Annotated in this window: 12 protein-coding genes; 6 read left to right on the top strand and 6 right to left on the bottom strand. The window is 71.7% G+C overall.

Annotated features, from left to right (window positions below; all coding sequences use genetic code 11):
• Positions 1–64: 64 nt before the first annotated feature.
• Positions 65–1,705 carry a GMC family oxidoreductase gene (locus CFB35_RS16160; RefSeq protein WP_059583975.1) on the top strand — a complete coding sequence of 547 codons (1,641 nt, stop codon included), beginning with the start codon at positions 65–67 and terminating at the stop codon, positions 1,703–1,705.
• Positions 1,706–1,734: 29 nt separating this feature from the next.
• Here CFB35_RS16160 and CFB35_RS16155 read toward each other — a convergent pair whose 3' ends face one another.
• The 6 genes from CFB35_RS16155 to fliF are packed head-to-tail and all read right to left on the bottom strand — an operon-like array spanning position 1,735 to position 8,578.
• The gene (locus CFB35_RS16155) at positions 1,735–3,114 is read right to left on the bottom strand and encodes a flagellar hook-length control protein FliK (protein ID WP_059583973.1); all 1,380 of its coding nucleotides are present in this window, start codon (positions 3,112–3,114) and stop codon (positions 1,735–1,737) included.
• Between the two features lie 31 nt (positions 3,115–3,145).
• The gene (gene fliJ, locus CFB35_RS16150) at positions 3,146–3,604 is read right to left on the bottom strand and encodes a flagellar export protein FliJ (protein ID WP_059583972.1); all 459 of its coding nucleotides are present in this window, start codon (positions 3,602–3,604) and stop codon (positions 3,146–3,148) included.
• Positions 3,605–3,609: 5 nt separating this feature from the next.
• Entirely contained in the window at positions 3,610–5,115 is a 1,506-nt protein-coding gene (fliI, locus tag CFB35_RS16145; protein ID WP_264160265.1) for a flagellar protein export ATPase FliI, read from the bottom strand.
• 32 nt (positions 5,116–5,147) lie between these two features.
• Entirely contained in the window at positions 5,148–5,831 is a 684-nt protein-coding gene (gene fliH, locus CFB35_RS16140; RefSeq protein WP_059583968.1) for a flagellar assembly protein FliH, read from the bottom strand.
• A complete protein-coding gene (gene fliG / locus CFB35_RS16135) occupies positions 5,824–6,819 on the bottom strand; it encodes a flagellar motor switch protein FliG (RefSeq protein WP_050014223.1) in 996 nt (331 codons plus the stop codon). The genes fliH and fliG overlap by 8 nt, the downstream gene beginning before the upstream one ends.
• The gene (fliF, locus tag CFB35_RS16130; RefSeq protein ID WP_059583966.1) at positions 6,809–8,578 is read right to left on the bottom strand and encodes a flagellar basal-body MS-ring/collar protein FliF; all 1,770 of its coding nucleotides are present in this window, start codon (positions 8,576–8,578) and stop codon (positions 6,809–6,811) included. The genes fliG and fliF overlap by 11 nt, the downstream gene beginning before the upstream one ends.
• Before the next feature lie 248 nt (positions 8,579–8,826).
• Between fliF and fliE the strand changes: the two genes are divergently transcribed.
• From fliE to CFB35_RS16100, 5 genes are all read left to right on the top strand, one after another.
• Positions 8,827–9,171 carry a flagellar hook-basal body complex protein FliE gene (gene fliE, locus CFB35_RS16120; protein WP_059583964.1) on the top strand — a complete coding sequence of 115 codons (345 nt, stop codon included), beginning with the start codon at positions 8,827–8,829 and terminating at the stop codon, positions 9,169–9,171.
• A 197-nt stretch (positions 9,172–9,368) separates the two neighbouring features.
• Complete coding sequence (gene fliS / locus CFB35_RS16115; RefSeq protein WP_059583963.1) at positions 9,369–9,803, top strand: flagellar export chaperone FliS; 435 nt, start codon at positions 9,369–9,371, stop codon at positions 9,801–9,803.
• Entirely contained in the window at positions 9,800–10,132 is a 333-nt protein-coding gene (locus CFB35_RS16110) for a flagellar protein FliT (protein WP_059583960.1), read from the top strand. Before fliS ends, CFB35_RS16110 begins: the two co-directional genes overlap by 4 nt.
• 132 nt (positions 10,133–10,264) lie before the next feature.
• Positions 10,265–11,614: a flagellar hook-length control protein FliK gene (locus tag CFB35_RS16105; RefSeq protein ID WP_059583958.1), complete on the top strand. Its 1,350-nt coding sequence runs from the start codon at positions 10,265–10,267 to the stop codon at positions 11,612–11,614.
• Positions 11,614–11,931 carry an EscU/YscU/HrcU family type III secretion system export apparatus switch protein gene (locus CFB35_RS16100; RefSeq protein ID WP_059583955.1) on the top strand — a complete coding sequence of 106 codons (318 nt, stop codon included), beginning with the start codon at positions 11,614–11,616 and terminating at the stop codon, positions 11,929–11,931. Before CFB35_RS16105 ends, CFB35_RS16100 begins: the two co-directional genes overlap by 1 nt.
• Positions 11,932–12,018 lie beyond the last annotated feature (87 nt).

The raw sequence follows: 12,018 nt of genomic DNA, 5'->3' as shown, positions 1-12,018 counted from the left end.
CCAAAGAGGAGACACGGTCGCGCGGCAGTGCCGGGCGACCTCCATGACACGACGGAGACGTGACATGCAATACGACTACATCATCGTGGGCGGAGGTTCGGGCGGAGCGAGCCTTGCCGGCCGTCTCGCCGATGCCTGCCCCGATGCGACGATCGCGCTGATCGAGGCCGGCTCGCATACGGAGCGCAATCTGCTCGTCAACATGCCGGTCGGCATCGCGGCGCTGGTGCCGTTCAAGCTCGGCACGAACTACGGCTACGAGACGGTGCCGCAGCCGGGCCTCGGCGGGCGGCGCGGTTACCAGCCGCGCGGGCGCGGGATGGGCGGCTCGAGCGCGATCAACGCGATGATCTATACGCGCGGCCACCCGGGCGACTACGACGAGTGGGCGCAACTGGGCGCGACGGGCTGGGGCTGGCAGGACGTGCTGCCGTATTTCCGCCGCGCGGAAGGCAACGAGCGCGGCGCGGATGCATGGCACGGCGCGGACGGCCCGCTCACGGTGTCCGATCTGCGCTTTCGCAATCCGTTCTCCGAACGATTCATCCAGGCCGCGCATGCGGCCGGCTATCCGCTGAACGACGACTTCAACGGCGCGACGCAGGAAGGCGTCGGCTTCTATCAGGTCACGCATCGCGACGGCTCGCGCTGCAGCGTGGCGCGCGCGTATATCTACGGCCGCAACCGGCCGAACCTGCACGTGATCACCGATGCGACGGTGCTGCGCGTCGGCTTCGACGGCAAGCGCGCGGTCGGCGTCGTCGTGTCGCGCGACGGGCGGCTCGAGACGCTCGGCGCGCGTGCGGAAGTGATCCTGTCGGCCGGCGCGTTCAATTCGCCGCAACTGCTGATGTGTTCGGGGATCGGCCCGGCCGAGCAGTTGCGCCGGCACGGGATCGCGGTCGTGCACGATGCGCCGGACGTCGGCGCGAACCTGATCGACCACATCGACTTCATCATCAACACGCGCGTGAATTCGTCGGAGCTGGTCGGCGTGTGCCTGCGCGGCATCGCGAAGATGACGCCGGCGCTCGTGCGCTATTTCTCGCGCCGCACGGGGATGATGACGAGCAACGTCGCGGAGGCCGGCGGCTTCATCAAGAGCGACCCGTCGCTCGAGCGTCCCGACCTGCAACTGCATTTCTGCACGGCGCTCGTCGACGATCACAACCGCAAGATGCACTGGGGCTTCGGCTATTCGCTGCACGTGTGCGCACTGCGGCCGTTCAGCCGCGGCACGGTCGCGCTCGCGAGCGGCGATGCGCGCGATGCGCCGCTGATCGATCCGCGCTTCTTCAGCGATTCACGCGACCTCGACCTGCTGGTGCGCGGCACGCAGGCGATGCGCCGCATCCTGTCGCAGGCGCCGCTGGCGTCGCAGGGCGGGCGCGAGCTGTACACGCGGCCGGACCAGAGCGAAGCGGAGCTGCGCGCGACGATCGTCGCGCATGCGGACACGATCTATCACCCGGTCGGCACCTGCCGGATGGGCTCGGATGCGCGCGCGGTCGTCGATCCGCAACTGCGCGTGCGCGGCGTCGACGGATTGCGCGTGGTGGATGCGTCGGTGATGCCGACGCTGGTCGGCGGGAACACGAATGCGCCGTCGGTGATGATCGGCGAACGCGCGGCGGACTTCATCGCCGCGGCGCGCAAGGGCGGCGTGCCGCGCGGCGAGGCGGCCGCGGCGGTGCACGGTCGCTAGACGCGGCGCGCGCACGGCAGCGACCATGCTCAGGCAAACGTATCGACGAGGCCGGCGCGGCTCACGGGTGCGGCGACCGGTGCGGATCGCGCGGCGTCGACGGGTGCATCGACGGCTGACGGTCCGCCGTTCCCGCGTCGCGACGGCTGGCCGCCGGCGAAAGTCTGCTGCGGGTTTTGCTGCTGTTGCTGCGACGCGAGGCCGCCGTCGCTGACGGTCGCGCTGCCGAGCCCGAGCCCGCCCGCTTCCATCGCCTCGCGCAGCTTCGGCAGCGCGGCTTCGACCGCGTCGCGCACCTGCGCGTGCTGCGACACGAACAGCGCGTGCGCGTGATTGTCCGCGACGCGCAGCACGACCTGCAGCGGCCCGAGATCGGGCGGGTTGAGCGTCAGCTCGGCGCTCTGCTGGTGCGCATTCGACAGGAACACGACCTTCTGGCTCAGCGCATCCGTCCAGTCGGCCGTGCCGACGTGCGGCGCGAGCGCGTGCGCGTTGGCGGCGGCGATCGCACCGGCAGCCGGCGACAGTTGCAGGTTCGCCTGCGCGGCGGCCGTGGCCGCCGCGCCTGCCGCGAGCGTCGCGCTGGCGGCCGGGTCGGTTGCGTTGCCGGCTGCCGCGAGCGCGTGCTGTGCGCCGGATTGCGCGTTCGCGTCGGCCTGCAGCGTCTGCGGCGTGACCTGGGCCGGCGTCTGCTGGGTGGCGAGCGCGCCTTTCGCGTCGGCGAGCGTACGGTCGAAGGTCGGGACTTTCGGCGTGAGCGGCGCGGCGGCGTTCGACGTGGTCGCGGCCGGCGCCGTCGGCGTGGCGGTGGCGCTCGTGCCGGTCGCAGGCATCGCAATCGCGTTCGCACCACCCGTCAGCTTGGCGAGCGCCGCTTGCAGCGCGTCGCGGCTCGATGCCGGGTCGGTTGGCAGGGCGGCTGCGTCCTGGGTTGCATGGTCGGCGAGCGTGGCCGCGGCGTCCGGCTGGCCCGGCACGGCCGTCTTTTGCGCGGCGGCAGCGCCAGCCGCCGCGGCCGTGGTCGTCGCGTCGGCCGGCGTCGCGGTGTCCGGGCGCGCCTGCAGTTGCGCCTGCACGGCCGCGGCAGCCGCGAGCGCGGCGGCATCGGGGTTGGCGGTGGCGGTGGCGTTCGCGGCCGTGGCGTCGGTTGCGTCGTCGTCGTCCGTGCCGGACGGCTTCGCACCGGCGGCCGGCTTCGACGCAGCCTGTTTGGCCGGCACGTCCGGCGCACCGGTGCTGGCCGTGTCGCCGCGCGTGGTGACGCTTTGCTTCAGCGTCTGCGCGAACGGCACGGCGCTCGCGGCAGCCGGCGCATCGTTGGCAGTGGCGGACGCGCCCGGGCCGCGGGTGGCCTTGAGTGCGGCGCCGGCGGTGTCGAGCAGCGCGCCGAGCAGGGGCAGGGGAGGCATGACGGTTCTCTCGTTCGAAGGCGGTGGTCGGTTACGACGAGCGGGCCGCGTCGGCCCGCATGCGCAGGATCTTCGCGGCATGTTCGTCGGCGTCGCGCTGTTCGCGCCGGGCGTCGCGCTTCGCCTCCTGCGCGACGCCGCGCGCCTGCAGGATTTCATACGAGCCGACGGTCCGTTTCTTCTGCTGCCAGTTCGGGCGCGCCTCGTCGATGCGGACGTCGGCCGCGGCGAGCACGGTGCGCTGCTGTGCGATCGCCGCATCGAGCGTGTCGATGAACGCCTGGAAATTGCGCCAGTTGCCGGCCGGCATCCCGCTCTGCGCGGATTGCGCGAAGCGCGCGTGATATTCGTCGCGGTAGCGCAGCAGCGCGTCGAGCTGTTCGGCCGCCGCGGTGCGGTCGCGCTGCGCGGTGCCGAGCTGCTTCGCGGCCGAGTCGAGGTCTTCCTGCGCACGGTCGAGCAGCAACTGAAGGGGAAAGCCGTGGGCCATCGGGATCAGCCTCCGTAAGCGTCGAACAGCGCATCGAGCGCGGTGAGGCTCGATGCGAACGGCGCGCATTCGCGAAAGCCCTGCTGCAGGAAGGCCTCGATGCGCGGGTAAAGCGCGATCGCGCGGTCGAGCTGCGCGTCGCGGCCGGGTGCGTAGGCGCCGACCGCGATCAGGTCGCGATTGCGCTGGTAGCGCGACAGCATCTGCTTGAACTGCCGCACGTGGTCGAGATGCGTTTCGTCGATCAGCGCGGTCATCGCGCGGCTGATCGACGCCTCGATGTCGATCGCGGGATAGTGGCCGGCCTCGGCGAGCGCGCGCGACAGCACGATGTGGCCGTCGAGGATCGCGCGCGCCGAATCGGCGATCGGGTCCTGCTGGTCGTCGCCTTCGGTCAGCACCGTGTAGAACGCGGTGATCGAGCCGCCGCCTTCGGGCCCGTTGCCGGTGCGCTCGACGAGCGCGGGCAGTTTCGCGAACACCGACGGCGGATAGCCCTTCGTCGCGGGCGGCTCGCCGATCGCCAGCGCGATCTCGCGCTGCGCCATCGCATAGCGCGTCAGCGAATCCATCAGCAGCAGCACGTGCTTGCCCTGGTCGCGGAAGTACTCGGCGAGCGACGTCGCGTACGCGGCGCCCTGCATCCGCAGCAGCGGCGACACGTCGGCCGGCGCGGCGACGACGACCGAGCGCGCGAGCCCGTCCTCGCCGAGGATCTGCTCGATGAATTCCTTCACTTCGCGGCCGCGTTCGCCGATCAGCCCGATCACGATCACTTCCGCGCTCGTGTAGCGCGCCATCGTGCCGAGCAGCACCGACTTGCCGACGCCGGAGCCGGCGAACAGGCCCATCCGCTGGCCGCGGCCGACGGTGAGCAGCGCGTTGATCGCGCGCACGCCGACGTCGAGCACATGGTGGATCGGCTCGCGATCGAGCGGGTTGATCGACGGCGCCGACAGCGGCGCGTCGACTTTCGACGCGAGCGGGCCGAGGCCGTCGAGCGGGCGGCCCGATGCGTCGACGACGCGCCCGAGCATTTCCCAGCCGACCGGCAGCCGCTTCGCGCCCGCGAGCGGATCGGCGACGGGCGCGGCCTCGAGCGGCCACACGCGTGCGCCGGGCAGCACGCCGGCGACGTCGGTGGTCGGCATCAGGAACAGGCGGTCGCCGGCGAAGCCGACGACTTCGGCTTGCGCGTGCGGCAGCGTGCTGCCGGGCGGCAGTTCGATCGTGCATTCGGCGCCGACCGACAGGCGCAGCCCGATCGCCTCGAGCACGAGGCCGGCCGCGCGCGTGAGGCGGCCGCACGGCCGCAGCGGCAGCGCGCGGTGGCTGCGTGCGGCGAGCCCGTTCAGGTGCGTGCGCCAGTGCGCGAGGTGCGGATTGTGCGGCGCGCGCGGGGCGGCGCCGGCGGCCTCGGATGCCGCGTGCGGCGAGGCGTCGAATGCGGGATCGTGCGGGGCAGCCGGCCCGAACGACGCAAGCGCGAGCTCGCGTTCGAGCGGCGTCATGCCGTCGTGCGCGAGCGCGTCGGGCGAGCGCGTCACCACGTGCTCACCTTGCCGATCGCGGCGGCGACGCGCTGCCAGCGCGTGGGCAGCGTCGCGTCGACCTCGCCGGTCGCGGCGTGCGCGCGGCAGCCGCCGCGCTCGATCGACGCGTCGGTGCGCACGTTCCAGCCGAGCGTGTCGAGGTCGTCCTGCAGATACGCCTCGACGACGGGCAGGTCGGCCGGATTCACCGCGAGATGCGGCGCGCCGGCGAGCGCCGGTTCGGCCGCGAGCACGTCGCGCACGGCGGCGACCAGCGCGGCCGGGTCGTGCTTCACGTGCTGGCGCACGACCTGCTGCGCGATGTCGAGGGCGAGCTGCGCGAGGTCGGACGCGAGATCGTGTTCGACGGCCGAGACGGCTTCGCGAAACGACGCGGCGAGCGCCGCCAGTTGCGCGGCCTGTTCGCGCGCTTCGGCCTGGCCGGCCTCGAAACCCTGTTCGCGGCCCTGTTCGAAACCGGCCTGGTAGCCGCGCGCCTGGCCTTCGACGTGGCCGGCCGCATGGCCTTCGGCGTGCGCGGCGTCGCGCACGCGCTGCAACTCCTCGGCGAGCGCGGCCGCAGCGGCCGCCGCGTCGTCGGGCGGCGGCGGGGGCGGCGGCGGGTCGAACGACGCCATCTCCCACCGCTGGTACGCGGTGAGGGTGCCCACGCGATCGCTCGCCGAATCAGACATAGGCGTCTTCCGCCTTGCCGCCGATCGCGATCGCGCCGCTCTCGGCGAGGTTGCGCACGATCTGCAGGATGCGGCGCTGCTGCGTCTCGACGTCGGACACGCGTACCGGGCCGCGCGCGTCGAGATCCTCGGCGAGCAGTTCGGCCGCGCGCTGCGACATGTTCGCGAGGAACTTCTGGCGCAGCGCGGGCGGCGCGCCCTTGAGCGCGATGATCAGCGTTTCGGACTCGACTTCCTTGAGGATCATCTGGATTGCGCGATCCTCGAGGTCGAGCAGGTTCTCGAACACGAACATCTGGTCGATGATCTTCTGCGCGAGATCGGCGTCGTACTGGCGCACGCTTTCGAGCACGCCTTCCTCGTGCACGCTCGTCATGAAGTTCAGGATCTCGGCCGCGGTGCGGATGCCGCCCATCGGGCTGCGCTTCAGGTTGTCGCTGCCGGACAGCAGGCCGGTGAGCACGTCGTCGAGCTCGCGCAGCGCGGCCGGCTGGATGCCGTCGAGCGTCGCGATCCGCAGCAGCACGTCGTTACGCAGCCGTTCGGTGAAGCACGACGCGATTTCCGACGCCTGGTCGCGGTCGAGGTGCACGAGGATCGTCGCGATGATCTGCGGATGCTCGTTCTTGATCAGTTCGGCCACCGCGGCCGAATCCATCCATTTGAGGCCCTCGATGCCGCTCGTGTCGCTACCCTGCAGGATGCGGTCGATCAGCACGCCGGCCTTGTCCTCGCCGAGCGCCTTCGTCAGCACCGAGCGGATGTACTCGTTCGAATCGAGCGACAGCGCGGTGTGCTGCTCGGCTTCCTTCACGAACTCCTGCAGCACGTCCTCGACCTGCTCGCGCGTGACGTTCTTCAGCGCGGCCATCGCCACGCCGATCTTCTGAACCTCGCGCGGCGCGAGGAACTTGAATACCTGCGCGGCCTCTTCCTCGCCGATCGACATCAGCAGCAGCGCGCTCTTGGTCAAGCCTTCAGCGTTCATCGGACACCCAGTTCTTCACGACGGTGGCGACGATCTTCGGATCCTGGCGGGCGATCGTGCGCGCGTAGTCGAGGTTGCGTTCGTAGCGGTTCTTCTCGTTTTCGAAGCCGAGCAGCAGCGGATCGGCTTCCTCCGCCGCCTTCTCTGGCGCGGGCAGGCCGTCGAGCGCGACCGTGTCCTCCGGCGCCGCGAGCGCCGGCGCGGCCGGCTCGGGCGGCGGGAACGCGCGGCGCATCGCCGGGCGCACGAACATGAAGTAGAGCGCCGCCGCGGCCGCCGCGATGCCGAGCCACTTCGCGGCTTCCTTCGCCATCGCGATCACGTCGGGCTGGCGCCACCACGGCAGGTCGGCGTACGGGTCGCTCACGGTCGAGAACGCGCTGTTCACGACGTTCACCGAGTCGCCGCGCTTCGCGTCGTAACCCATCGCGTCCTTCACGAGTTGTTCGACCTGCGCGAGCTTCGCGGGCGGCAGCGGCTGCATCGTCACGTGGCCCTTCGCGTCGGCCACCGGCTGGTAGTTGACGACGACCGCCACCGACAGCCGCTTCACGCTGCCCATCGGCTGTTCGGTATGGCGGATCGTCTTGTCGAGCTCGTAGTTGGTCGTCTGGTCCTTGCGGTCGCTGACCGGCGTGGTCTGCGGCGCGTTCTGGCCGTTGCCGGCGACGATCGGCGCGGAGGCCGGCTGCGGCGGCGTGTTCGACAGCGCGCCCGGCACGCCGGACGCGCCGCCCTGCGCGAGTTCGGTCGCGCTGCTGGTCTGCTGGCTGCGGATCGCGGCCTGCTGCGGCGTGCCGTTCGGGCCGTAGCTTTCCGAGGTCTGCTCGATCTTCGAGAAATCGAGATCCGCGCTGACCTGCGAGCGCGCGTTGCCGGCGCCGAAGATCGGCGCGAGGATCGCGTCGATGCGCTTCTGCGTGTTGTGCTCGACCTGCTGCACGTACTTGAGCTGGCTCGCGTCGAGGCCGGAAGCGGATGCGGTCTGGGTCAGCAGGTTGCCGTCCTGGTCGACGATCGTCACGTTCTTGGCCGGCATGTCCGGCACGCCGGACGACACCATCCGCGTGATCGCCTGGACCTGGCCCTCGTCGAGCACGCGGCCCGGGTAGAGGTCGACGAACACCGACGCGCTCGGCGCTTCCTTGTCGCGCACGAACACCGACGGCTTCGGAATCGCGAGATGCACGCGCGCGCCGCGCACGGCATTGATCGATTCGATGGTGCGCTGCAGCTCGCCTTCGAGCGCGCGCTGGTAGTTGATCTGCTCGGCGAACTGGCTGATGCCGAATTTCTGGTTGTCCATCAGCTCGAAGCCGACCGAGCCGCCCTTGGGCAGCCCCATCGCGGCGAGTTTCAGGCGCGTCTCGTGCACCTGGCTCGACGGCACGAGGATCGCGCCGCCGGCATCGGCGAACTTGTAGGGAACGTTTGCCTGCTGGAGCGCGGCGATGATCGCGCCGCCGTCGCGGTCCGACAGGTTGCTGTACAGCACGCGGTAGTCGGGCGCCCGGCTCCACAGCACGAGCGCGGTGATCGCGGCGATGGCGAACGCGACGGCGATCACGAACGGCAGCTTCGGGTTGCCCTTCATCCGCGAGATGCCGGGAATGCGTTCCGCGAAGCCGCCAAGCCCGAAGTCCGCGCCTGCGCCTGCGCCGCCCGCGCCCGGCAACGCGGCGGCCGCGGCGGCGCCGGGCACCGGGCTGAGGCCCGCGCGGGCGTCTGGGTTGATCAGCGAGTTGGCCTGCGAATCCATGCGTCGAGTTTCTCCGGAGCGGGACGACTGAGCTCGCTCGGACGAGCGGGCGGACAATGACACGATGCGATTATCGGGACCCGCGGCGCACTCCGATCGACCGAAAAGAGCGGGGTTTCCCCCGTACTTTCGCGGCTTTGACGCGCACCGCGCTGCTATCCTTTGTCGCGATCCGGCATGGTGCGCGTGGTGCGGCGCCGGCGGGTCGCCCGGTGTGTCCGGGTCTCTTCTCTATGTCTGGGGACAGCATGACTGCGAACGTCAGCGGAATCGGTTCGGTGTTGCAACAGATGCAGTCGATGGCCGCGCAGGCGTCCGGCGGCGTCGCGAGCCCGACGGCGGCGCTGGCCGGCGCGGGCGCGGCGACGGCCGGCACGTTCGCGAGCGCGATGAAGGCATCGCTCGACAAGATCAGCGGCGACCAGCAGCACGCGCTCGGCGAGGCGAAGGCGTTCGAGGTCGGCGCGCCGAACATCTCGCTGAACGACGTGATGGTCGACATGCAGAAAGCCAATATCGGCTTCCAGTTCGGGCTCCAGGTCCGCAACAAGTTGGTGAGCGCTTACAACGACATCATGCAGATGGCGGTGTGACGGCCATCCGGGGACGGCCGTCCGGCGACGGCTCGGGGCTTGCCGGGTGAGGCGGGCGGCCGGCATCGCTTGCCCGACGGCAGCCTCCGCGCACCTAAAGCTTTTCAAATCCCTTCCGATAACTCCGGTGAAGGCCGTCCCGTGCAACGCACGGCCGCGGCTCCTGACTAGCCAACGCAAATAACAAGGAGAAGCGCATGTTTTCCCCAGGACACGCTGGAGCCAATGCGTACGCGCGTGTCGGCGTCGAGACGGGGGTGATGGGCGCCTCCCCGCACCGGCTGATCGCGATGCTGTACCAGGGCGCACGGCAGGCGATCGCACTGGCGCGCATGCATTTGCAGCAGGACAACGTGTCCGGGCGCGGCGAGGCGATCGGCAAGGCGATCCGGATCGTCGAGAGCGGCCTGCAGGCGTCGCTGAACCGCGACGCGGGCGGCCAGATCGCCGACCGGCTCGATGCGCTGTATGCGTATATCGGCCGGCGCCTGCTCGAAGCGAACACGCAGGCGAGCGACGCGATGCTGGTCGAGGTCGACCGCCTGCTCGCGACGCTCGAGGAAGCATGGACGGGCATCGCCCCGGAAGTCGCGCGGATGGCCGCGCAACAGGTAGCGGAAGCATCACGATGAATCACAAGGCCGAATACTTCGCGCGTTACGAGGCGCTCGCCGCCGTGTCGGGCCGGATGCTGTGCGCCGCGCGCGACGCCGACTGGAGCGCGTTGCCGGAGTTGCAGGCCGAATTCATGCAACTCGTCGACGGGTTGAAGGAGGCCGATCCGGGCGTCGCGCTCGACGAGTCGGATCTCGGCCGCAAGCTCGACCTGATCCGTCGCATCCTGGCCGACGACGCCGCGATCCGCGATCTCGCGAGTCCCGACGTCGCGCGGCTGTCCGCGCTGTTCGAGGCGCGGCGCTCGACCCAGGTATTGACCGATCTGTACCGCGCGCGCGGGTAGGGCCGTGGTCCGGAGGCGGGTGCGGGGCGCCCGGGCCCGGCGCCGCACGCGGCGCGTGCCGGTCCCGCGGGCGGCACCGGCGTGCCGCGCCCCGATTCGCAACGATGTGGCTGATATAGGCAGGCTTCGATCATGACCGGTATCGACTCCGTTGCGGCCGCGCTGCTGGCGAGCCGCCTCGACAGCCTGCTGACCGGCACCGTATCGGCGCCGGCGGGCGGCGGCGCGGCCTCGCAGGTCGGCACGCCCGGCGCCGGCGCGTCGTCCTCGCCGCCGGCCGGCAGCCCGAGCGCCGCGCCGCCCGCTTCCACGCAGACCGCGCTGTCCGACGTCGGGCGCGTGCTCGACGCGATCTCGCGCTCGGGCGGCGACGCGACGCCGGCGATCGTCGGCCGGCTGCCGCTGCTCGCCGATCCCACCGTGCTGCTCACCGAGACGCCCGTGCCGGCGCGCGCGCCGGCTGCGTCCGGTCCCGCTGCGTCTTCCACGCCGGCTTCCGCTGAAGCGTCGTCCACGGCAGCGGCGCGCGATGCGGCCGCGCCGCCGCCGGTCGCTGCGTTGCGGGCGGCGTTGGCGCAGGCCGTGAGCGAAAGCGGCCTCTTCTACGAATCCCATCTCGCGCAATGGCTGGCCGGCCAGCGGCCGCTCGCGGCACTGATGCGCGAGCCGCAGGCGCGCCTCGCGACCGCGCTCGCGCCCGTGCCGGCCGACCCGGAAGCCGTCCCGCGCGAGCCGACCGACGTGCTCGACGAATTGCTCGCACCGCGCCCGCCGCTGCCCGCCGCCGCGCGGGCCACCGCGCAACCGCCGGCCCAGGGCGGCGCGCCTGCACGCGACCCCGCCCAGGCCGCGCCGGCGGCCGCCCGGCCGGGCGCACCGTCGCCGCCCGACGCCGCCGATCCGCTGGCCGCGCACGCCGATACCCACTGGACGCCCGCGCGTGCCGGGCTGGCCGCCGCATCGTCCGACCCGCAGGCGCAACCGCTCGCGCCCGTGCACCCGGCCGCCGTGCCGCTCGTTCGGCAGCAGCTCGATGCGCTCGCGACCGACCAGTTTCGCTGGACCGGCGAGGCGTGGCCCGGCGCGCGGCTCGACTGGACGATCGAACCCGACGAGCCGGGCCACCGTGCACCGCGCGGCGGCGGTGACGACGACACGGGCGACGGCATCGCGTGGCGCACGCGCCTGACGCTGACGCTGCCCTCGCTCGGCACGGTGGACGCCGAGCTGGTGCTGAACGGCGCACAGCTCGTCGCGCGGCTACGCGCGAACCAGACGGGCGCCGACCGCCTCACGCGCAACGAAGCCGCGCTGCGGCAGCGGCTCGAGGGTTCGGGGCTCAAGGTGGGCGGGCTGTCGATTCGCGCGGTCGACGACGGGCCGGACGGCTTCGACCTCTTTGCCGCCCAGGCCGCCGCCGCCGCGTACGCGCGCGGCGCGGCCGACGTGCGGGTGCCGGGCGACGACGACGAGGCGCTGTGATGAGCATGACGTCCCGCAAGCGCGCGGCCGCGCTCGTCTACGACCCGAAGGGCGGCGACGCGGCGCCTCGGGTGGTCGCGAAGGGCTACGGCGTGCTCGCCGAGATGATCGTCGCGCGCGCACACGACGCGGGGCTGTACGTGCATACGGCACCGGAGATGGTGTCGCTGCTGATGCAGGTCGATCTCGACGACCGGATCCCGCCGCAGCTCTATCAGGCGGTCGCCGATCTGCTCGCATGGCTGTACGCGCTCGATCGCACCGAGCCCGCGCCGGACGCGGCCGCGCCGCGCTTCCCGCTGCCGCCGTTGCGCTGAACGGCCTGCCGTCGCGCGGCTTCTTGCGACATGCGGCTCGTGGTCGGCGGGATCATTCCGCCGGCATCGTGCGCCGATCGATTGGCT

Origin of the sequence: Burkholderia sp. AU16482 (assembly GCF_002223285.1) — a bacterium.
In the GTDB taxonomy this organism is placed as follows: Bacteria; Pseudomonadota; Gammaproteobacteria; order Burkholderiales; family Burkholderiaceae; genus Burkholderia; species Burkholderia semiarida.
This window is presented reverse-complemented; position numbering and strand designations above follow the sequence as displayed.

Bases quoted from the DNA above. Each gene is read 5' to 3' on its own strand.
- CFB35_RS16160 (WP_059583975.1), top strand. From the start codon at position 65: ATGCAATACGACTACATCATCGTGGGCGGAGGTTCGGGCGGAGCGAGC.
- CFB35_RS16155 (WP_059583973.1), bottom strand. From the start codon at position 3,114: ATGCCTCCCCTGCCCCTGCTCGGCGCGCTGCTCGACACCGCCGGCGCC.
- fliJ (WP_059583972.1), bottom strand. From the start codon at position 3,604: ATGGCCCACGGCTTTCCCCTTCAGTTGCTGCTCGACCGTGCGCAGGAA.
- fliI (WP_264160265.1), bottom strand. From the start codon at position 5,115: ATGACGCCGCTCGAACGCGAGCTCGCGCTTGCGTCGTTCGGGCCGGCT.
- fliH (WP_059583968.1), bottom strand. From the start codon at position 5,831: ATGTCTGATTCGGCGAGCGATCGCGTGGGCACCCTCACCGCGTACCAG.
- fliG (WP_050014223.1), bottom strand. From the start codon at position 6,819: ATGAACGCTGAAGGCTTGACCAAGAGCGCGCTGCTGCTGATGTCGATC.
- fliF (WP_059583966.1), bottom strand. From the start codon at position 8,578: ATGGATTCGCAGGCCAACTCGCTGATCAACCCAGACGCCCGCGCGGGC.
- fliE (WP_059583964.1), top strand. From the start codon at position 8,827: ATGACTGCGAACGTCAGCGGAATCGGTTCGGTGTTGCAACAGATGCAG.
- fliS (WP_059583963.1), top strand. From the start codon at position 9,369: ATGTTTTCCCCAGGACACGCTGGAGCCAATGCGTACGCGCGTGTCGGC.
- CFB35_RS16110 (WP_059583960.1), top strand. From the start codon at position 9,800: ATGAATCACAAGGCCGAATACTTCGCGCGTTACGAGGCGCTCGCCGCC.
- CFB35_RS16105 (WP_059583958.1), top strand. From the start codon at position 10,265: ATGACCGGTATCGACTCCGTTGCGGCCGCGCTGCTGGCGAGCCGCCTC.
- CFB35_RS16100 (WP_059583955.1), top strand. From the start codon at position 11,614: ATGAGCATGACGTCCCGCAAGCGCGCGGCCGCGCTCGTCTACGACCCG.